The organism is Pseudomonas sp. KH_046_1 (assembly GCF_057839025.1).
In genome coordinates this window covers 1,780,683-1,799,692 of sequence record NZ_CM174481.1, presented here as the reverse complement: position 1 = coordinate 1,799,692, position 19,010 = coordinate 1,780,683, and the positions used below count along the sequence as shown (strand labels likewise).

The window sequence follows — 19,010 nt, the reverse complement described above, 5'->3', positions numbered from 1 at the left end:
ATGCCGCTGGATGAATCAGGCCGGTCTCCGGGCTCATGAGTGGCGCGGGGCCGGACCGTGCGCCTTCCCGCATCAAATCGACACAGTGGCATCACACACAGTTTTCACTCATTTACCGTTGCGGGGGCAGCGCCGGAATTGCGGGCCTTCGACCAACAGAAGGACTCACTCACCGGCTTCCCTGTTTCACTCTGTCGACCCAAGCCACAGAGCACCTGAAACAAGCCGCGAAGGTTAGAGGGTTGGGGGTGGAGCGTCAATTAAAGCCGGGAGGCGATCGACCGAATAGCTGCCGTCAATCAATAAACTGACGTCAATCTTGTGCCACGCTCTCAGCAGTGATATCAAAGAGCCACAACCTCACAACACAACAACAAGGGTGAGCCCATGCAAGGCATGATCATCAGCAATCCAAAGCTGGAATTCCTGCGCCCGGTGCTCGAGCGCTGGTTCGAATGCATCGACCGTTACAACGCCGTCCGCGGTGATGGCGACACACCGTACTGGCACGACGAAAAGGCCAATCTCGGACTGCTGTCTGCCGCCGCCTGGATGGCCGAGATGGTCACGCTGCAACAAACGCCCACCCGTAAGCAGACCGAAGAAGGCGAACGCAACAGCCGCGCCGACCTGCTCCTGGCCTCGCCCGAAACCCGCGCCTACATCCAGACCAGCCAGCGCTGGCCACGGGTCAACAGCCTCAACCTGTCCCAGGCCTTGCTCGACATCGCCAGCGATGCGAAGCGCCTGAGCCACGCCAGCGACCTGAAACTCGGCTGCCTGTTCGTCGCCCCGCAAAAAGCCCAGCAGGGCGCCACACCGGAAGAACTCCAGGACATGGTCGACGACCTGCAAAAGGAACACAGCTGCGCTGTAGCCTGGTATTTCCCTTATGCCTACCGCAAGTTGCGCAACGAAGCCGGCAACTATCACCCCGGCATTGCGGTGCTGTTCAAGGAAGCCCGCGGCTGAGGGTTGAACCATCGCACGACAACACTTCTCTATGATTAGAACAAGGCATTCATAGGGAAGACCAGCATGCGCACGCCCCCGCTCGTTCTCGTTATCGCGCTTGGCGCAGGGCTCGCCGCTTGTGGCGAGACCTCCCGCCTGCAAGTCTCCGACGGTACCGGCCCGTCACCCCGACTACCAGAACCCAACAAGACACTGGTTCCGACCGTGAACATCGCCCCGGCCATCGGCTGGCCACAGGGTGCGAAACCCGTCGCCGCCACGGGCACTCAAGTGGCCGCTTTTGCCGAAGACCTGGATCACCCGCGCTGGCTTTATGTGCTGCCCAATGGCGACGTGTTGGTAGCGGAAACCAGTGCACCACCCAAACCCGAAGACGGTAAAGGCATTCGCGGCTGGGTGATGAAGAAAGTCATGGGCCGTGCCGGAGCCAGGGTGCCCAGCGCCAACCGCATCACCTTGCTGCGCGACAAGGACCACGATGGCGTCGCGGAAACCCGCACGGTGCTTCTGCAAAACCTCAACTCGCCCTTTGGCATGACCCTGGTCGGCAATGACCTGTATGTGGCCGACACGGATCGTCTGCTGCGCTTTCACTATGAAAGTGGCGATACGCAGATCAAGTCGCCGCCGGTCAAGGTTGTCGACCTGCCGGGCGGCCCGCTGAACCACCACTGGACGAAAAACGTCATCGCCAGCAAGGACGGCAGCAAGCTGTACGTCACCGTGGGTTCCAACAGCAACGTCGCCGAAAACGGCATGGACAAGGAAGAAGGTCGCGCAGCGATCTGGGAAGTGGATCGTGCCACCGGCCAGCAGCGGATCTTCGCCTCCGGCCTGCGCAACCCCAATGGCATGGCCTGGGAACCGCACAGTGGCGCGCTGTGGACCGCGGTCAACGAACGGGATGAAATCGGCAGTGACCTGGTACCGGACTACATCACTTCGGTGAAGGACGGCGCTTTTTATGGCTGGCCGTACAGTTACTACGGCCAGCACGTCGATATTCGCGTCGAGCCGCAAAACCCGGATCTGGTGGCCAAGGCTATCGCCCCGGACTACGCCGTCGGCCCGCACACGGCATCACTGGGCCTGGCCTTCGCCGAAAACAGCAAGCTGCCGCCGCCCTTCACCCAAGGGGCATTCATCGGGCAGCACGGCTCATGGAACCGCAACCCCCACAGTGGCTACAAAGTGATTTTCGTGCCATTCAGTGCAGGCAAACCTGTCGGAAAGCCCGTTGAAGTGCTCACAGGTTTTCTCAACGACAAGGAACAGGCCATGGGCCGCCCGGTGGGCGTGGTGATCGACCGGCAGGGCGACCTGTTGGTGGCCGATGATGTGGGGAACAAGGTGTGGCGGGTTTCGGCGATCAAGTAATACGCCTCACCTGTGGGAGCGACGGTGCGGCGATCCGACCTGCTCGCGAATGCGCACGGTCAGTCGACCAATTTGGTGACTGATACACCGCTTTCGCGAGCAGGCTCGCTCACACAAGGGCTTAGCGTTTGCGACAGAGTGTGAGCCCATCACCCAACGGCAACAACGACAGATCCACCCGCACATCATCCTTCAACTCCCGGTTGAGTGCCTGGATTGCCCGGGTGTCCGCGCTCTCGGGGCTGGCCTCAAGCACGCGCCCGCTCCACAGGGTGTTATCGAACACCGCCAGCCCACCGACCCGCAGCAAACGCAGGGCGTGCTCCAGATAAGCCGGGTAGTTGGCCTTGTCGGCATCGATGAACACCAGGTCGTACTGCCCGCCCTGCCCTTGTCGCTCAAGCTCGGCGAGGGTTTCCAGCGCCGGGGCCAGCCGCAGGTCAATCTGCCCGGCCAGCCCCGCTTCTTGCCAGTAGCGCCGTGCGGTGGCGTTGTAGTCGCCGGGGATGTCACAGCAAATCAGCGAACCGTCAGCGGGCAACGCCGCCGCCATGCACAGCGCGCTGTAGCCGGTAAAGGTACCGACCTCGAGCAAACGCCTGGCCCCCGTCAGTTTCACCAGCAAAGCAAGAAACTGCCCCTGCTCAGGCGCCACCTGCCAGCGTGCCATTGGCAGCGCCTGGGTCTCATCGCGCAAGCGCTTGAGCAGTGGCGTTTCGCGCTGGGAAACATCGAGCAGGTATTGGTACAGGTCGTCGTCGAGATTGAGCGTGCGAGCAGTCATGAGCACCAACTCCGGACGTTACGGATTGCGCGCCAGGTGTTCAGGCTGCAGAACACGCTTGGCGCTCAGATAAGCCTTTTGCCAATACGCCTTGGACAGGCTGTCGAGCTTCACGGTGCCGCCGGTGGCCGGCGCGTGGACGAAGCGCCCTTCTCCCACATAGATGCCGGCATGACTGACCTGGGAACCGCCATTGGTGGCGAAGAAAATCAGGTCACCGGTTTGCAGGCCTTCCTTGCCCACATTCGCCGCTTGCATGGAGATCATCTCGCGCGTGGTGCGCGGCAAGGCAATGCCGGTGACATCGCGGTACACGTAGGCGATCAGGCCACTGCAATCAAACCCGGAATCCGGCGTGTTACCACCCCAGCGATAAGGCGTGCCCACCAGACCGAGCGCGCGAAACAGCACGTCTTCCGCTTCGGGTGAAAAAGCTTGTGAGGAGCCAAATACGATGGGAGAGCGAACCACCGGCGCAGGAGGCGGTGTGCGGCTGGCGCAGGCACTGAGCAGCGCTGCGAAGAACATGATTGCGAGGCGGGCCGACGTCGTCATAAGCAGAGCATCCTGATCTGGCTGCGGCTTTTTCTGCGGGGAGCGCAGAAAAGAAAACCGCCTGCGTGGGACGCAGGCGGTTTGCCATCATTCGTAGATCAAGATTCTAGCGGCTACGGGACAAACTTCAAGTAAGACTTTAAGTTCGCCTTACAAAATGTCCGCTTATTTACGTGCAGTGACAATTGGCGACGCATTCGGTGCCATCGCCAGGGCGCGCTTGGCTTCGATGAAGGTCTTGCTCCAGTAGCTGTCACCCAGGCTATCGATCCGTACGCCACCGCTGCGGCGGCTGCTGGAGTGGATGAACTGGTTGTCACCCAGGTAGATCCCGGCATGACTGACGCGACCGCGACGACCGTTGGTCGCGAAGAACAGCAGGTCACCCGGCTCAAGCTTGCTGCGCGAGACCAGCGGAGCGTCCACGTTGATCATTTCGCGGGTGGAGCGAGGCAGGTTCATGCCCGCTTCTTCGCGGAACAGGTAACCGATGAAACCACTGCAATCGAAGCCGGCTTCAGAAGTACCGCCGAAACGGTAACGGGTACCGATCAGGGACATGCCACGTTCGAGGATGCTGTCGGCCAGGACCGGAAGCTGGTAGGACTTGCCGCCAGCGAAGTCTGCGAGTTCTTTTTCGGTAGCCAGTTCTTCCTGAAAGAGAGCGGAAGACTGGGCAGTAACGGAGTTTTGAACCTGTTGTTGCGGAGCTTGCTGAGCCACCGGAGTGTGGGCGGCGCAACCGAACAACAGGGTGACGAGTGCGAGAGGCACGAGGGGTGCGAAGCGATTTAGCATGGGCACGACCGTGGCTGAAAGTTGTAAAGAAGCCGAGACTATGCCCGCTATCAACCTCATTTGCAAATTCTATCGATCTTTTTGTGACTTATCCGTTTCTTGTTTACATCTAAGCGCTTAAGCCTATTTTAAACATACACGCGGCCTGCAACCTTGCAGGAAAGCGGGGTTTCTGGCGTCTGAAATATGCCTGACCGGCTAAAAGCCCCGGCTTCAGCGGGTTTACCAGCCGAGGGTTTCTTTCAAAAACGGGATTGTCAGCTTGCGCTGAGCCTGGAGGGAGGCCTGATCGAGACGCTCGAGCAACTCGAACAGCGCACTCATGCTGCGGGTACCGCGAGTCAGAATGAAATGCCCGACTTCATCGGTCAGATGCAGGCCGCGACGGGATGCGCGCAATTGCAGGGCACGCAGTTTGTCCTCGTCGGACAGCGGGCGCATCTGGAAGATCAAGGCCAGGGTCAGGCGAGACTTGAGATCCGCCAGCTTCACCGGCAACTCCCGAGGGGATGTCGACGCGGCAATCAGCAAGCGCCGGCCGCTGTCGCGCAAGCGATTGAACAGATGGAACAGCGCCTCTTCCCAATCCGCTCGCCCGGCAACCACTTGCAAATCATCCAGGCAGACCAGTTCGTACTGTTCGAGGTTGTCGAGGATTTCGATACCGCGATCGAGCAGCTCGGCCAGCGGCAGATACACCGCCGGCTCACCCAATTGCTCGAAGCGCAGGCAGGCGGCCTGCAACAGGTGCGTACGCCCTACCCCGTCCTTGCCCCAAAGGTAGATCAGGCTTTCGGTCCAGCCGGCGTCGGCTTCGCACAGCCGCTCGACATAGCCGAGTGCAGCGGCATTGGCGCCTGGGTAGTAGTTGATAAAGGTGGCGTCGTCACGCAGACGCACACCTAGGGGCAGCTGAATCGGTTTCATGCTGACTGAACAGTTCCAAAGGAACCGTTAGTGGCCTCTGTGTAAAGTTTGCGAAGTTTATACCCGTGAAGCGGACCGCACAATGCGACAGACCACAAGCAAAATCAAAGGTTTGCGTTAATGCACCGGTTTTGTGGCAGATTCTTTGGCGGCGCATGTGACTGTCGCATGAAGCAAGCAGGCTGACCTGGCACGAACCCGGGCAGCCTGCCAACGCCCATCGACGCCCCTTACACCTGCGGCTCGTCGACACTCCCGTAGATTTCAGAATCCTTATACAAATCATGCACATGGCGCACCAGCACCATGATCACCGCGGCGACCGGCAATGCCAGTAGCACACCGGTAAAGCCAAACAGTTCACCACCGGCCAGGATCGAGAAAATCACCGCCACCGGGTGCAGGCCAATCCGGTCACCGACCAGCAACGGCGTCAGCACCATCCCCTCCAGCGCCTGGCCGACCATGAACACCGCGACAATGCCGAGCATCGGGTAAAGATCACCACCGAACTGGAACAGCCCTGCAAGCAGCGCCGCGCCAATGCCGATGATAAACCCCATGTACGGCACGATCGCTGCCAAACCGGCAATCAGGCCAATCAGCAAGCCCAACTCCAACCCGACCAGCATCAGGCCTGCCGCGTAGATCACACCCAAGGCCACCATTACCAGCAACTGTCCGCGAACGAACGCTCCGAGTACTTCATGGCATTCACCCGCCAAAGATACCGCGCGCGCTTCACGATCACGGGGCAGCATGCTGCGGACCTTGGCCATCATCAGGTCCCAATCCCGCAACAGGTAGAAGCTCACCACCGGAATCAGCACCAGGTTCGCCAGCCAGCCGATCAGCGCCAGCCCCGAGGCCGTGGCATGACTCAGCACCACGCCGACAACATCAGTGGTCTGACTCATATGCTCGCTGATGGCGGCCTTGAGCTTGTCGAACTTCCAGAAACCGTCCGACAGGCCGAACTTCGATTGCGCCCAGGGCAACGCCGTGTGCTGTAGCCAGTCGAGCATCTGCGGGGCCAGTTCATACAAACGAAACAACTGCCTGGCGAGCAACGGCACCAAGACCAACAGCAGCGCGGTGAAGATCAATGTAAACAGGGTGAACACCGCCACGACGCCCCAGGTTCGAGACAGCCCCGCTTTCTCCAGCCGATCCACCAGCGGGTCGAACAGGTAGGCCAACAGCAGCGCCACCAGGAACGGCGTCAGGATCGAATGCAACAACCAGACAAACGCACAAAGCAGGACCACCCCACCGAGCCAGAACCAACGCCGCGTATCGGCCATGAACCACTCCATTGCTTCTATATAAAGAAAGAAAAACTACCAGCGATAACGCAGTTGCGGGGTTGGGGCCGGCGCTGCGGCAGGCACCGAACCGCCGGTGGCAGGCTGAACAGGCGCTACCGGGGCCGGGGCTTGACCCGCCGGTGCTTCCTGCAGCCTCGCCAGCGACAGTTGTGCACGCAACTGATCGACGCTGCCGTTGACCCGATAGAGAATCCGGTCGCCCTCGACACTTTGCACGCGTCCGCCAAACGGCTCCAGCAAACGCCCGAGCGACGCGTAGTGCTCAAGATTCATGCCTTGCACTTCCAGCAATTGCTCGCTCGAAGCACCGGGTTTGGCGACAAACCGTGGCGCCAGGCGCTCGTTGACCGCCAGCATCACCGCATCGGCCACGGCGGCCTGATCGGCTCCCTGCACACTGCCGGCCTCTTTTTTATCCCCCAGCCACAATTGCCACTTGGCTTGCCACTGTCCGCCCTCTTCCTTGGCGTGTACCGCGAGCAGGGCGTCGGCGTTGTAGCGTTCCGATGCCTCATGCAATGGCGCGGGATCTGCGCCCTCCAGATTCGGCGCGGTCGCGACGATCTGCTCATTCAAATCCGCCAACGGCAAGCGCAATGGCAAGCCCCGGTGCTGGGCAGCCCGACGCAGCGGCGCCGCGCTGGCCTGGCCGTCGCCCACCAGGCTTGAACCCTCGGTGGAATCATTCAACCACCAGCCGAGGATCGACGGCCGATTGGCCCCCCACATGGCCAGGCCGGCGCGGCGCAAGGCCTGCTCAGTGGTGCCCGGGTCGAAATCGACCTTCAGGACCTCCGGCGGCCCGACCTCAAAGCCGTATTGGCTGATGATCTGTTGCGGGTCTTTGCGAATCGCTGCCAACCCCGGACTTTGAGCAGCCTTGGGGTCGCCGGTCAGGCGCAACACCAATGTGTCCAACGCACGCTGAGTCGCCTGGTCGCGCTCCTCGGGCGACTGGCCATTCACCGGCTCGCGCACCAGGTAAAGGCCTTTGACGGTTTCGGCTTGACTGACCAGGCTGACCACTGACAAACAACTCACAAGCAAGAATTTACAAAAACGCATGGAAGATTCCTGACGACAAGAGCGGCTGGAACAGACCGCATGAAGACGATCGAGCAAGACTGTGACCGTTGCCCGACGCAAAACATTCACACGCTCCGGGTAAGTTTTCGCACTGTCATAACGATAGACGGTTAATCGCGATACCTTATACAGCCATGCAGGATGCCACCGACACCGCGCATTAATGGTTTTTTTTGAACGGATATGGCCCTGCTGTCGGCCTGAGGATGGCCGCTGCGGCTCAAGCCTGATAAAATCGCGCGCCTTCGCAGACCGGCAACAGCCGGGCAGTGTCCGAATAGCGCGCATGGTTCTCGCCTACGCAGTTTCGGCGCTCCCGACGGACTCGGTCGTTACCCAGAAATCCCCCCCTAAAGGCCTGGATCATGAGCAAGCAACCCTCCCTGAGCTACAAGGACGCCGGTGTAGACATCGACGCCGGTGAAGCATTGGTCGAACGCATCAAGAGCGTCGCCAAGCGCACTGCGCGCCCGGAAGTCATGGGCGGCCTGGGCGGTTTCGGCGCCCTCTGCGAAATCCCGGCCGGCTACAAGCAGCCTGTGCTGGTTTCCGGTACTGACGGCGTCGGCACCAAGCTGCGCCTGGCACTGAACCTGAACAAGCACGACAGCATCGGCATCGACCTGGTTGCCATGTGCGTCAACGACCTGGTGGTGTGCGGCGCCGAGCCGCTGTTCTTCCTCGACTACTACGCCACCGGCAAACTGAACGTCGACACCGCTGCCCAGGTTGTGACCGGCATCGGCGCTGGCTGCGAACTGTCGGGCTGCTCGCTGGTTGGCGGCGAAACCGCTGAAATGCCGGGCATGTACGAAGGCGAAGACTACGACCTGGCCGGTTTCTGCGTCGGCGTCGTGGAAAAATCCGAAATCATCGACGGTTCCAAGGTTGCTGCAGGTGATGCCCTGCTCGCCCTGCCGTCTTCCGGCCCGCACTCCAACGGCTACTCGCTGATCCGCAAGATCATCGAAGTGTCCGGCGCCGACATCGAAAACACCCAGCTCGACGGCAAGCCGCTGACCGACCTGCTGATGGCTCCGACCCGCATCTACGTGAAGCCGCTGCTCAAGCTGATCAAGGAAACCGGCGCAGTCAAAGCCATGGCCCACATCACCGGTGGCGGCCTGCTGGACAACATCCCGCGCGTGCTGCCAAAAGGTGCACAAGCCGTGGTTGACGTAGCGAGCTGGACCCGCCCGGCGGTGTTCGACTGGCTGCAAGAGAAAGGCAACGTCGACGAGAACGAAATGCACCGCGTGCTGAACTGCGGCGTGGGCATGGTCATCTGCGTGGCTCAGGAGCACGTTGAAGCCGCCCTGAACGTTCTGCGCGAAGCGGGCGAGCAGCCTTGGGTCATCGGCCAGATCTCCACCGCTGCCGAAGGCGCGGCCCAGGTTGAACTGAAGAACCTCAAGGCTCATTGATGTCTCAGACCTGTGATGTGGTGGTGCTGTTGTCCGGCACCGGCAGTAACTTGCAGGCCCTGATCGACAGCACGCGGACCGGCGACAGCCCGGCCCGCATCGCTGCGGTGATCTCCAACCGCGCCGACGCCTACGGCCTGCAACGCGCCAGGGACGCGGGTATCGACACCCGCTCCCTGGATCACAAGGCTTTCGAAGGTCGCGAGGCCTTCGACGCCGCGCTGATCGAACTGATCGACGCCTTCAATCCCAAACTCGTGGTACTGGCCGGATTCATGCGCATTCTCAGCGCTGGCTTCGTACGCCACTATCAGGGTCGCCTGCTCAACATCCATCCCTCGCTGCTACCCAAATACAAAGGGTTACACACTCATGAGCGCGCGCTGGAGGCGGGCGACACCGAGCACGGCTGCTCCGTGCACTTCGTCACCGAGGAACTCGATGGCGGACCACTGGTCGTACAGGCTGTAATACCGGTAGAGTTACAGGATTCGCCGCAGAGTCTGGCGCAACGGATCCATGTTCAGGAACACCTGATCTACCCGATGGCCGTACGCTGGTTTGCCGAAGGTCGTCTGGCCCTCGGCGAGCAAGGTGCTTTACTGGATGGACAGTTACTCGCGGCCAGCGGCCACTTGATTCGAAACTAGGAGATTTTATGCGTCGCGCCCTGCTCTTCGCTTGCGCTCTGCTCGCCTTGCCCCTCGCCCAGGCGACAGACCTTCAACCTTTCTCCGCCAGCTACACCGCCGACTGGAAACAGCTGCCCATGAGTGGCACTGCCGAGCGCAGCCTCGAAAAAACCAGCGACGGCAAATGGAAGCTGAGTTTCAAGGCATCGATGATGATCGCCAGCCTGTCCGAGGAAAGCACCCTGACGGTGGACAAGGACACGCTTCTTCCAGAGTCCTATCACTTTGAACGTGGTGGTTTGGGCAAGGCCAAGAAAGCGGATCTGGATTTCGACTGGAACACCAAGATGATCACCGGCACCGATCGCGGTGACGCCGTCAAGCTCCCCCTCAACCGCGGCATGGTCGACAAATCCACCTATCAGTTGGCGCTGCAACACGATGTCGCCGCCGGCAAAAAGACCATGAGCTATCAAGTGGTCGATGGCGGTGAAGTCGACACCTACGACTTCCGCGTGCTGGGCTCGGAAAAAGTCGACACCAAGGCCGGTCAGATCGAAGCGATCAAGGTTGAGCGCGTGCGCGACCCGACGCAAAGCAAACGCATCACCGTGATGTGGTTCGCCAAGGACTGGGATTACCTGCTGGTCCGCCTGCAACAAGTCGAAACTGACGGCAAGGAGTACAACATCATGCTCCTGAACGGCACGGTCAACGGCAAGGAAGTCAAAGGCAGCTGATCCGGATCGATACCATGACGCCCCGCCATTGCGGGGCTTTTTTGTGGGCTCGAAAATTGGAACACCCGACAAGCGCGACAGCTCTATACCTTCAAGGTCTTTTTTGATCGAATGAGTTTTCCTGTCGCCTGCGAGGTTTGCCATGACCGTTACCGTCAACACCGTTTCTGCCGAAGGTTTGCGCCACAGCGTCCAGATCGATGACCATGAACTCTTCGCCGACGCGCCCGTCACGGCGGGTGGTGAGGGCTCAGCGCCGGAACCGCACGATTATTTCGATGCCGCGCTGGGTGCCTGCAAAGCCCTGACCCTGAAGCTGTATGCCAGGAAGAAGGACATCCCGCTGACCGGTGTCGGCGTCGAGGTCAAGCGCGACAACAGCCTGGAACAGAAAGGCCAGTACGCGCTGCACGTCAAACTGACCCTCAAGGGCGTACTCACCGACGCCCAGCGCGATGAACTGCACCGCGTGGCCGATCGCTGTCCGATCCACAAGCTGATGACCACCTCTGAAGTCAGCATCGAAACGCATTTGTCCGAAGGCGCGTTCTGCCAATAGCGGCAAGGGCTGCGCAAGCGGGTTATGCTCGAACGCATCACCCGCTCAGCCTGGAACGCACCATGAACACTCCGCTCGTGATCCGCCCCCGCACCGAAGATGTCGAAGGCCAGCCGATTCTCCGCCCGCTGCCATCCGCCAAGTGCCGCAGCGTCGGGCCATTCGTGTTTTTCGACCACATGCTGGAGACCCGTTATCCACCGGGCAAAGGCATGAACATCCGCCAACATCCGCACATTGGCCTGTCCACCCTCACCTACTTGTTCCAGGGGCAGATCCAGCACAAGGACAGCCTCGGTTCCGATCAAGTGGTCGGGACTGGCGACGCCAGCTGGATGACGGCCGGCAGTGCCATTGCCCACGTCGAACGCACGCCAGAGGCCCTGAGAGAAAGCGGCTTCACCATGCACGGCTTGCAGATCTGGTTGGCCTCACCCAAGGATAAAGAACAAGGTCCAGGGCATTACAGCCACCATCCGGCGTCCACATTGCCGGTCAGCGAAAACCTGGGGGTGAAGATTCGCATGATTGCCGGGTCTGGCTTTTGCCTGGAATCACCCGTGCCGGTGCTTTCTCCTACGCTGTACGCGGAACTGCACCTGCAAACGGCGACGACATTGCTCATCCCCACCGAGTATGAAGAACGTGCGCTGTATGTGTTGAGCGGCGAAGTGCAACTGGATGGCGAGCCGATAGAGCCGTACTCGCTGGTGGTACTGCCTGCCGGGGAAGAGATGACCCTGTTTGCTGAAAGCGACAGTCACGCCGTGTTGTTCGGCGGTGCTCCGCTGGACGGGCCACGGCGAATCAACTGGAACTTTGTCGCGAGCGATCCGGCGGCGATTGATGAAGCGCGGCGGCGCTGGGCGGCCGGGGACTGGCCGACGGTGCCGGGGGAAGTTGAGAGGATCGAATTGCCTTGAATTCTTCGGTGTCCGCTATACCGCCATCGCGAGCAGGCTCGCTCCCACAGGGGAAAAGCATTCCAATGTGGGAGCGAGCCTGCTCGCGAAGAGGCCCTATCAGACACCTGATCAGTCAGTGTCTGAAACAGGATCAACCCTTGAACACTTCATCCAGCAAGTTATGCATCGACGTGAAGGCCCGAGCAGCGACCTTGGCGTCATACATCATCATGCCCGGCACCTTGGCATGCGGGTCGGTGAACGAGTGGAACGCACCGCCGTAGCTCAGCAACTGCCAATCCACACCCGCCGCGTTCATTTCATCTTCGAACGCCGGCAACTGCTCTTTCGGTACCAATGGATCGGAAGCACCGTGCAGCACCAGGACCTTACCCTTGATGTTTTTCGCATCGGCCGGATTCGGTGTGTCCAGCGTGCCGTGGAACGATACCGCCGCGTTCACTGGCGCGCCGGTACGGGCGAACTCCAGGGCGCAGCAACCGCCGAAGCAGAAACCGAAAGTGGCCAGTTTCGAAGTATCGACAGCTACTTCACCCTGGCTTTGCAGCTGTTCGAATGCCACCTGCATGCGCTTGCGCAACAGTGGGCGGTCATTCTTCAACGGCATCATTGCCGCGCCGGCCTCGTCATTGTTCGTCGGACGAACCGATTGACCATAAAGGTCTGCGATCAACACCACATAACCCTTGGAGGCCACCGACCTGGCGATCTCCTCGGCACCGGCGCTGACGCCCATCCAGTTCGGCGCCATCAACAAACCCGGGCGCGGGCCTTTATGGTCGGCATCGAAGGCCAGACGGCTTTCGTAAGCCTGGCCGTCAATCTGATAGGCAACGGAACGTACAGTGATTTGACTCATTTCTGACTCCTGATGGTTAAACCCGAGAAAGAAAAAACCCGCCGAAGCGGGTTTTCTGCAACTTAGTTAAGCCGACAACTCAACCAATAGCTTGTTCAGACGGCGCACATAGGCCGCCGGATCTTTCAAGCTGTCGCCGGCCGCCAGGGCCGCCTGATCGAAGAGGATGTGCGACAGGTCGCCGAAGCGCTCGTCGCTCTGCTCGTTGTCGAGCTTCTCGATCAGCGGGTGAGCCGGGTTGAATTCGAAAATCGGCTTCGAATCCGGAACCTTCTGGCCGCTGGCTTCCAGGATCTGGCGCATCTGTAAGCCCAGGTCCTGCTCGCCGATGGCCAGGATCGCCGGCGAATCGGTCAGGCGATGGGACACCCGAACTTCCGCAACGGATTCGCCCAGCGCAGTCTTCAGGCGCTCGACCAGACCTTCTTTGGCCTTGGCGACTTCTTCCGCGGCCTTCTTGTCCTCTTCCGAGTCCAGGTTGCCCAGGTCCAGGTCACCGCGCGCCACGTCGACAAAGCTCTTGCCGTCGAAGTCGCTGAGGTAGCTCATCAGCCACTCGTCGATGCGGTCGGTCAGCAGCAGCACTTCGATGCCTTTCTTGCGGAAGACTTCCAGGTGCGGGCTGTTTTTGACCTGCGCGTAGGTTTCGCCGGTCAGGTAGTAAATCTTGTCCTGACCTTCCTTGGCGCGCGCCAGGTACTCGGCCAGGCCAACAACCTGCTCGCCATCGTCGCCGTGGGTCGATGCGAAACGCAGCAGGCCGGCGATTTTTTCCTTGTTGGCGAAATCCTCTGCCGGGCCTTCTTTCATGACCTGACCGAAGTTTTTCCAGAAGCCCTTGTATTGCTCAGGCTCGTTCTTCGCCAGTTTTTCCAGCATGTCCAGGACGCGCTTGGTCAACGCCGACTTCATCGAGTCGATGATCGGGTCTTTCTGCAGGATTTCCCGCGACACGTTCAGCGACAGGTCGTTGGAGTCGACCACGCCCTTGATGAAGCGCAGGTACAGCGGCAGGAACGACTCGGCCTGGTCCATGACGAACACGCGCTGCACGTACAGTTTCAGGCCTTTCGGCGCTTCACGCTGGTACAGGTCGAACGGCGCACGGGTCGGCACGTACAGCAGCGAGCTGTATTCGAGCTTGCCTTCGACCTTGTTGTGGCTCCAGCTCAGCGGGTTTTCGAAATCGTGAGCGATGTGCTTGTAGAACTCCTGGTATTCCTCGTCCTTGATCTCGGTACGCGGACGGGTCCACAGGGCGCTGGCGCGGTTGACGGTTTCCCACTCAACGGCCGGCGGCTCTTCGCCTTCGGTAGCGGCCACTTCTTTCGGCAGCTCGATCGGCAAGGCGATGTGGTCGGAGTACTTCTTGATGATGTTGCGCAGGCGCCAGCCATCGGCGAACTCGTCTTCACCGGATTTGAGGTGCAGGACGATGCGAGTGCCGCGCTCGGCCTTGTCGATGGTCGCCACTTCGAAGTCACCTTCGCCCTTGGACGACCAGTGCACGCCTTCGCTGGCAGCGCTGCCGGCACGACGACTGAACACATCGACTTTGTCAGCGACGATGAATGCGGAGTAGAAACCGACACCGAACTGACCGATCAGGTGCGAGTCTTTCTTCTGGTCGCCGCTCAGGTGCTTCATGAAATCGGCGGTGCCGGACTTGGCGATGGTACCCAGGTGGGTGATCGCGTCTTCGCGGCTCATGCCGATACCGTTGTCTTCGAGGGTGACGGTTTTAGCGTCCTTGTCGAAGCTCACGCGGATTTTCAGTTCGGCGCCACCTTCCAGCAACTCTGGCTTGGCCAGGGCTTCGAAACGTAATTTGTCGACAGCGTCAGAGGCGTTCGAGATCAATTCGCGAAGGAAAATTTCCTTGTTGGAATACAGCGAATGGATCATGAGATGCAGCAGCTGCTTCACCTCGGTCTGGAAGCCCAGGGTTTCCTTTTGAGTTTCCACACTCATGGTCATCAAACTCCAATCAGATGGCATAAGCCGCGACCTTGAGGGTCGACGGCGGGTTGTCCTCAGAGTTTGGGGCACCGTTCAGGATTTCAAGGGCTCTTCGAGTTTGAAATGTGCACGAGCCGTGGCAATGGGTTCGGATTCAGTACTTTGCCAGGCGGTAATCGCCACATTGGCGACCCGGCGACCCTGGCGCCAGACCTGGCATCGGGCCCAGGTATCGCGAAACTGCCCGGCTCGCAGGTAATCCAGGGAGAAGTCGATGATCTTCGGCACCCCGGGCGATCCGGTAAACACCAACAGGTGCAGCGCCGCGGCCAATTCCATGAAACCGGCGATCACACCGCCATGAATCGCTGGCAACAAAGGGTTACCAATGTTGTCCTTGTTCGCTGGCAGCTTGAACAGCAACTCATCTCCCACCCGTGAACATTCGACGCCGATCAGCCGGGCATAGGGAATCAAATCCAGCAGTGAGGCGTAATCGCCCTGCTCGTGGGCCTTTTGCAATTGATCCTTCAGCGACTCGCTCATTGCGCACCTCCGGCAACCGCGCCACCAAAGCCCTTGGTGCCTTTGATGCCCTTGCCCATGCGCATGAAAGTACCCATCACATGGGCAATGGGTTGCCCGGGGTCATCCTGATAGGCGAAGCCACGGGCAAAAATCACGTCGGTGGTGACCCGATAGCACTGGGCAAAGCCGTAGACATCCTTATGTGGCTCGGCGGCGTGCATGTAGTCGATGCGCAGGTCGAGGGTCGGGCAGACTTCGAATTCCGGGAGCACACAGAGGGTCGCCATGCCACAGGCGGTGTCCATCAGCGAGGTCAGCGCCCCGCCATGAATCACGCCGGTTTCGGGATTGCCGACAATCTGCGGGCTATACGGCAGCACAATCGTCAGTCCTTCGTTGCTGGCGCTGTGAACGCTTAGTCCAAGTACCTGACAATGTCGCAGCGCCGACAGAAAACGCATCGCACGCTCAAAAACGGGGTTTTCAGCCATTTGATAAAAGCTCTTGTTTATGTCCGAACAGTGCAGTGGCGGTACAGGTAAAAGTTCCGCACTAGAACAAACTTATATATCTGAAAGAATTAAGGAACTTAACCCTGATGCCTGGGCTCTTAATGCCAGTAGATGCTTTTCATCAGGAGAAACACCCCATGCGTAAGACTTTAGCTATTGCCTTGATGTTGACCGCTTCCCTCGGTCTCGCTGCCTGCGATAAAAAATCCGAGGACAAAGCTCAAGATGCTAACCAAAATGCTGAGCAAGCCCAGCAAAAAATGAACGAAGCTCAGGATAAAGTGAACGACGCAGCGAAAGAAAACGCCGAAGCCGCCAAAGATCAGGCCGCTCCGGCCGCTCCAGCTGCTCCAGCTGCTCCGGCGGCTCCGGAAGCACCTAAGAACTAAGATTTTTAGAGTGGCAAAAGAAAACCCGCCAAGTGCGGGTTTTCTTTTGCCTTGAAAAAAGCGGTTAGAGCAAAAACGTTCGAAAAGTCGGACTAATCATCATCAACAGCGAACAGATTAATCCCACCAGCCAAACCAGACTGCGCTACCGAGCCAGCCCCTTCCAGTAACACACCGGATAGCCAGCGCGCGGGCGCCCGATCAGGCTGCCTCTTTACTCACTTCGGGCAATGGCGCCTCTGTTGGGGTATAGACCATCACGTCGAGAACGTCGGAGTGAAACTCGCGGCGATACAATACGAACACCACACCGGCACTCATCAACATGAACAGCCATGGGCTGACGAACCAGGCCAGCATGGTCATGCCGAAGTAATAAGAGCGCAGGCCAAAGTTGAACTGGTTGGCGGCCATGGAGATGACACGGGCTGCACGGGCGGCAAAGGCCTTGCGCTCCTGCTCGGACACATGGCGTTCACCAACCATCGGCGCCGAGCCGACCAGAATGGCGGCGAAGTTGTACTGGCGCATGCACCAACTGAACGTGAAGAACGCATAGACAAACACCAGCGCCAGGCACAACAACTTGATTTCCGACATGCCCTGGGACGCCTGTTGCACCATCGGGATATCCGCCAGCAACGATACCGCCCGTTCCGAAGCCCCCAATACCGTGAGAATACCCGCCAGGATAATCAACGTACTCGAGGCGAAGAACGAAGCATTGCGCTCCAGGTTGCCAATCACGCTGGCATCGGCGATGCGGTTGTCGCGCAGCAGCATGCGGCGCATCCAGTCCTCACGATACAGGTGCAATACACTGGCCAGACACGCAGTGTCACGGCCTTTCCAGGTGGCATAGCGGGTGTACCCGCCCCAGCAGATAACGAACCAGATGGCGGCAAGAATGTGGATCAGGTTGGCTTGGATGAACGACATGCAGGTCCTTGTGAAGTAGTAACGGAACACGAAACCTTGTGGGAGCGAGCCTGCTCGCGAAAGCGGTAGATCAATCAACATTTGCGTTGAATGAAGCGACGCCTTCGCGAGCAGGCTCGCTCCCACAAGGGTGTTGCAGTGCTTCGACGTTAGCTCAACGGAAAAGACACCGCATCCCTCACAAAAAAAATGCCCCGTATCGATTGATACGGGGCATTTCTGTTTTTGCTCAAGACCCACTTGTGGCGGGTCGTGAAGCGACTTAAGCCAAGGCTTCGGCGCGCTTGCCCAGCAGGCGATCGCAAACCACCGCGACCACCAGTGTCATCACCGATGGCACCAGCCAGGCCAGGCCCTGCTCGCTCAGCGGCAGGTGTGCCATTTGCGTCGGCATCCAGTCCGCCAGGCCGGCCCCCTTCAGGGCGTCGATCAGACCGAAGATGAACGACACCAGCATGACCGGACCGAGGATACGACCCTGCTCATGCCAGAAGTCCTTGCAGAAGCTCAACGCCACCAGAACGATGCACGGTGGGTAGATCGCGGTAAGCACCGGGATCGAGAACGCAATCAGCTTGGTCAGGCCCAGGTTGGACACCAGCAGCGAGAACGCAGCGAGGATGATCACCAGTGTCTTGTAGGACAGCGGCACCACACGGCTGAAGTACTCGGCGCAGGCGCAGGTCAGGCCGACCGCGGTCACCAGGCACGCCAGGGAAATCAGCACGGCAAGGAAACCACTGCCCAGCGAACCGAAGGTGTGCTGCACGTAAGCGTGCAATACCGCCGCGCCATTGGTCGCGCCAGCGGCCACCTCATGGCTGCCCGAACCGAGACGGAACAGGCTGACATACACCAGCGCCAGACCGACACCGGCAATCAGGCCGGCGATGATCGCGTAGCGGGTGATCAGTGCCGGCGACTCGACGCCACGGGAACGGATGGCGTTGACGATAACGATGCCGAACACCAGAGCGCCCAGGGTATCCATGGTCAGGTAACCATTGATGAAGCCTTGGGAAAACGGCGCCGCCACGTATTCAGGCGTGGCCTGGCCAATGTCACCGGCCGGCAAGGCGAATGCCGCAATGCCCAGCGCGGCCAGGGCGATGATCTTCAGCGGCGCGAGGAAGCGCCCTACGGTATCCAGCAATCGGCCCGGATACAGCGAGATGAAGAACACCAGCAGGAAGTACACCGAGCTGTACAGGAACAACGCCAGCGGGCTCTCGCCGGTCAGCGGCGCCAGGCCCACTTCGAAGGATACCGTCGCGGTACGTGGCGTCGCGAACAGCGGACCCACGGCCAGGTAGCAGGCCGCCGCCAGCAGGCCACCGGCGACTTTACCGATCGGGCTGCTCAAGGCATCCATGGCACCGCCGACCTTGGCCAGCGCCACAACGGTGATCACCGGCAGACCGACCGCGGTGACCAGGAAACCCAGCGCCGCCATCCAGACATTGGGCCCGGACTGCAAACCGACGATAGGCGGGAAGATGATGTTGCCAGCCCCGACGAACAGGGCAAACGTCATAAAACCAAGTGCCAGGATGTCCTGGCCTTTCAACACTTTCATTAAGGAAATACCACACTACTGAATCGGAATTTAGAGAGGGATTTCCCTATGGGTGAGGGAAATGCTGTCAGTCCGTATAAGACCGACCCTTTTAGCGCGTTGCTGCCTTGTGGGCCGCAGACGCAAAAATGGCGCGT

At 59.8% G+C, this 19,010-nt stretch carries 20 protein-coding genes, 1 pseudogene and 1 riboswitch; of the genes and pseudogenes, 8 read left to right on the top strand and 13 right to left on the bottom strand.

Annotated elements, in window-relative coordinates:
• Position 1 precedes the first annotated feature (1 nt).
• Positions 2-234, bottom strand: a riboswitch (cobalamin riboswitch).
• A gap of 153 nt (positions 235-387) precedes the next feature.
• Positions 388-972 (top strand): hypothetical protein, encoded by a 585-nt coding sequence (locus tag AC3IT9_RS08200; protein ID WP_489272637.1) that lies wholly within the window; start codon positions 388-390, stop codon positions 970-972.
• Between the two features lie 66 nt (positions 973-1,038).
• Positions 1,039-2,352 (top strand): PQQ-dependent sugar dehydrogenase, encoded by a 1,314-nt coding sequence (locus tag AC3IT9_RS08195; RefSeq protein ID WP_489272636.1) that lies wholly within the window; start codon positions 1,039-1,041, stop codon positions 2,350-2,352.
• Between the two features lie 121 nt (positions 2,353-2,473).
• Here AC3IT9_RS08195 and AC3IT9_RS08190 read toward each other — a convergent pair whose 3' ends face one another.
• The 6 genes from AC3IT9_RS08190 to AC3IT9_RS08165 form a co-directional block, all read right to left on the bottom strand.
• On the bottom strand, positions 2,474-3,136 hold the full coding sequence (locus tag AC3IT9_RS08190; RefSeq protein ID WP_489272635.1) for an O-methyltransferase: 663 nt from the start codon (positions 3,134-3,136) through the stop codon (positions 2,474-2,476).
• An 18-nt stretch (positions 3,137-3,154) separates the two neighbouring features.
• On the bottom strand, positions 3,155-3,691 hold the full coding sequence (locus AC3IT9_RS08185; RefSeq protein ID WP_489272634.1) for a C40 family peptidase: 537 nt from the start codon (positions 3,689-3,691) through the stop codon (positions 3,155-3,157).
• Positions 3,692-3,856: 165 nt separating this feature from the next.
• Positions 3,857-4,489 carry a C40 family peptidase gene (locus AC3IT9_RS08180; RefSeq protein ID WP_008017885.1) on the bottom strand — a complete coding sequence of 211 codons (633 nt, stop codon included), beginning with the start codon at positions 4,487-4,489 and terminating at the stop codon, positions 3,857-3,859.
• A gap of 222 nt (positions 4,490-4,711) precedes the next feature.
• Positions 4,712-5,416: a DnaA regulatory inactivator Hda gene (gene hda / locus AC3IT9_RS08175; protein ID WP_007984552.1), complete on the bottom strand. Its 705-nt coding sequence runs from the start codon at positions 5,414-5,416 to the stop codon at positions 4,712-4,714.
• A 230-nt stretch (positions 5,417-5,646) separates the two neighbouring features.
• On the bottom strand, positions 5,647-6,720 hold the full coding sequence (locus tag AC3IT9_RS08170; protein WP_150759298.1) for an AI-2E family transporter: 1,074 nt from the start codon (positions 6,718-6,720) through the stop codon (positions 5,647-5,649).
• Positions 6,721-6,756: 36 nt separating this feature from the next.
• Positions 6,757-7,809 (bottom strand): DUF2066 domain-containing protein, encoded by a 1,053-nt coding sequence (locus AC3IT9_RS08165; RefSeq protein WP_489272632.1) that lies wholly within the window; start codon positions 7,807-7,809, stop codon positions 6,757-6,759.
• 386 nt (positions 7,810-8,195) lie between these two features.
• Between AC3IT9_RS08165 and purM the strand changes: the two genes are divergently transcribed.
• The 5 genes from purM to AC3IT9_RS08140 all read left to right on the top strand — a co-directional run bounded on the left by purM (position 8,196) and on the right by AC3IT9_RS08140 (position 12,108).
• Positions 8,196-9,254, top strand: a complete 1,059-nt coding sequence (gene purM / locus AC3IT9_RS08160) for a phosphoribosylformylglycinamidine cyclo-ligase (RefSeq protein WP_007977543.1) — start codon at positions 8,196-8,198, stop codon at positions 9,252-9,254.
• The gene (purN, locus tag AC3IT9_RS08155; RefSeq protein WP_150724541.1) at positions 9,254-9,904 is read left to right on the top strand and encodes a phosphoribosylglycinamide formyltransferase; all 651 of its coding nucleotides are present in this window, start codon (positions 9,254-9,256) and stop codon (positions 9,902-9,904) included. Before purM ends, purN begins: the two co-directional genes overlap by 1 nt.
• Positions 9,905-9,912: 8 nt before the next feature.
• Positions 9,913-10,626: a DUF3108 domain-containing protein gene (locus tag AC3IT9_RS08150; protein ID WP_150724540.1), complete on the top strand. Its 714-nt coding sequence runs from the start codon at positions 9,913-9,915 to the stop codon at positions 10,624-10,626.
• Positions 10,627-10,768: 142 nt separating this feature from the next.
• The gene (locus AC3IT9_RS08145) at positions 10,769-11,185 is read left to right on the top strand and encodes an OsmC family protein (RefSeq protein ID WP_489272630.1); all 417 of its coding nucleotides are present in this window, start codon (positions 10,769-10,771) and stop codon (positions 11,183-11,185) included.
• A gap of 62 nt (positions 11,186-11,247) precedes the next feature.
• Positions 11,248-12,108, top strand: coding sequence for a pirin family protein (locus AC3IT9_RS08140; RefSeq protein ID WP_353742367.1), 861 nt, complete (start codon positions 11,248-11,250; stop codon positions 12,106-12,108).
• A 133-nt stretch (positions 12,109-12,241) separates the two neighbouring features.
• Here AC3IT9_RS08140 and AC3IT9_RS08135 read toward each other — a convergent pair whose 3' ends face one another.
• From AC3IT9_RS08135 to AC3IT9_RS08120, 4 genes are all read right to left on the bottom strand, one after another.
• Positions 12,242-12,970 carry a dienelactone hydrolase family protein gene (locus tag AC3IT9_RS08135; protein WP_489272629.1) on the bottom strand — a complete coding sequence of 243 codons (729 nt, stop codon included), beginning with the start codon at positions 12,968-12,970 and terminating at the stop codon, positions 12,242-12,244.
• A gap of 66 nt (positions 12,971-13,036) precedes the next feature.
• Complete coding sequence (htpG, locus tag AC3IT9_RS08130) at positions 13,037-14,941, bottom strand: molecular chaperone HtpG (RefSeq protein WP_489272628.1); 1,905 nt, start codon at positions 14,939-14,941, stop codon at positions 13,037-13,039.
• An 81-nt stretch (positions 14,942-15,022) separates the two neighbouring features.
• Positions 15,023-15,475: a PaaI family thioesterase gene (locus AC3IT9_RS08125; RefSeq protein WP_150724535.1), complete on the bottom strand. Its 453-nt coding sequence runs from the start codon at positions 15,473-15,475 to the stop codon at positions 15,023-15,025.
• Entirely contained in the window at positions 15,472-15,948 is a 477-nt protein-coding gene (locus tag AC3IT9_RS08120; RefSeq protein ID WP_150724534.1) for a PaaI family thioesterase, read from the bottom strand. Before AC3IT9_RS08120 ends, AC3IT9_RS08125 begins: the two co-directional genes overlap by 4 nt.
• 158 nt (positions 15,949-16,106) lie before the next feature.
• Between AC3IT9_RS08120 and AC3IT9_RS08115 the strand changes: the two genes are divergently transcribed.
• Positions 16,107-16,358 (top strand): hypothetical protein, encoded by a 252-nt coding sequence (locus tag AC3IT9_RS08115; protein WP_150753383.1) that lies wholly within the window; start codon positions 16,107-16,109, stop codon positions 16,356-16,358.
• A gap of 64 nt (positions 16,359-16,422) precedes the next feature.
• Here the strand turns inward: AC3IT9_RS08115 and AC3IT9_RS08110 are convergent.
• From AC3IT9_RS08110 to brnQ, 3 genes and pseudogenes are all read right to left on the bottom strand, one after another.
• A pseudogene (locus AC3IT9_RS08110) lies at positions 16,423-16,503 on the bottom strand (MAPEG family protein); the annotation flags it as partial.
• A gap of 56 nt (positions 16,504-16,559) precedes the next feature.
• On the bottom strand, positions 16,560-17,297 hold the full coding sequence (locus tag AC3IT9_RS08105; RefSeq protein WP_150724532.1) for a DUF599 domain-containing protein: 738 nt from the start codon (positions 17,295-17,297) through the stop codon (positions 16,560-16,562).
• A 262-nt stretch (positions 17,298-17,559) separates the two neighbouring features.
• Complete coding sequence (gene brnQ, locus AC3IT9_RS08100; protein ID WP_150724530.1) at positions 17,560-18,873, bottom strand: branched-chain amino acid transport system II carrier protein; 1,314 nt, start codon at positions 18,871-18,873, stop codon at positions 17,560-17,562.
• Positions 18,874-19,010 lie beyond the last annotated feature (137 nt).

Coding starts and splice junctions, on each gene's coding strand:
- brnQ (WP_150724530.1), bottom strand. CDS start 18,873: ATGAAAGTGTTGAAAGGCCAGGACATCCTGGCACTTGGTTTTATGACG.
- AC3IT9_RS08200 (WP_489272637.1), top strand. CDS start 388: ATGCAAGGCATGATCATCAGCAATCCAAAGCTGGAATTCCTGCGCCCG.
- AC3IT9_RS08180 (WP_008017885.1), bottom strand. CDS start 4,489: ATGCTAAATCGCTTCGCACCCCTCGTGCCTCTCGCACTCGTCACCCTG.
- AC3IT9_RS08195 (WP_489272636.1), top strand. CDS start 1,039: ATGCGCACGCCCCCGCTCGTTCTCGTTATCGCGCTTGGCGCAGGGCTC.
- AC3IT9_RS08140 (WP_353742367.1), top strand. CDS start 11,248: ATGAACACTCCGCTCGTGATCCGCCCCCGCACCGAAGATGTCGAAGGC.
- AC3IT9_RS08125 (WP_150724535.1), bottom strand. CDS start 15,475: ATGAGCGAGTCGCTGAAGGATCAATTGCAAAAGGCCCACGAGCAGGGC.
- AC3IT9_RS08105 (WP_150724532.1), bottom strand. CDS start 17,297: ATGTCGTTCATCCAAGCCAACCTGATCCACATTCTTGCCGCCATCTGG.
- htpG (WP_489272628.1), bottom strand. CDS start 14,941: ATGAGTGTGGAAACTCAAAAGGAAACCCTGGGCTTCCAGACCGAGGTG.
- purN (WP_150724541.1), top strand. CDS start 9,254: ATGTCTCAGACCTGTGATGTGGTGGTGCTGTTGTCCGGCACCGGCAGT.
- AC3IT9_RS08145 (WP_489272630.1), top strand. CDS start 10,769: ATGACCGTTACCGTCAACACCGTTTCTGCCGAAGGTTTGCGCCACAGC.
- AC3IT9_RS08150 (WP_150724540.1), top strand. CDS start 9,913: ATGCGTCGCGCCCTGCTCTTCGCTTGCGCTCTGCTCGCCTTGCCCCTC.
- AC3IT9_RS08170 (WP_150759298.1), bottom strand. CDS start 6,720: ATGGCCGATACGCGGCGTTGGTTCTGGCTCGGTGGGGTGGTCCTGCTT.
- AC3IT9_RS08165 (WP_489272632.1), bottom strand. CDS start 7,809: ATGCGTTTTTGTAAATTCTTGCTTGTGAGTTGTTTGTCAGTGGTCAGC.
- hda (WP_007984552.1), bottom strand. CDS start 5,416: ATGAAACCGATTCAGCTGCCCCTAGGTGTGCGTCTGCGTGACGACGCC.
- AC3IT9_RS08190 (WP_489272635.1), bottom strand. CDS start 3,136: ATGACTGCTCGCACGCTCAATCTCGACGACGACCTGTACCAATACCTG.
- purM (WP_007977543.1), top strand. CDS start 8,196: ATGAGCAAGCAACCCTCCCTGAGCTACAAGGACGCCGGTGTAGACATC.
- AC3IT9_RS08185 (WP_489272634.1), bottom strand. CDS start 3,691: ATGACGACGTCGGCCCGCCTCGCAATCATGTTCTTCGCAGCGCTGCTC.
- AC3IT9_RS08135 (WP_489272629.1), bottom strand. CDS start 12,970: ATGAGTCAAATCACTGTACGTTCCGTTGCCTATCAGATTGACGGCCAG.
- AC3IT9_RS08120 (WP_150724534.1), bottom strand. CDS start 15,948: ATGGCTGAAAACCCCGTTTTTGAGCGTGCGATGCGTTTTCTGTCGGCG.
- AC3IT9_RS08115 (WP_150753383.1), top strand. CDS start 16,107: ATGCGTAAGACTTTAGCTATTGCCTTGATGTTGACCGCTTCCCTCGGT.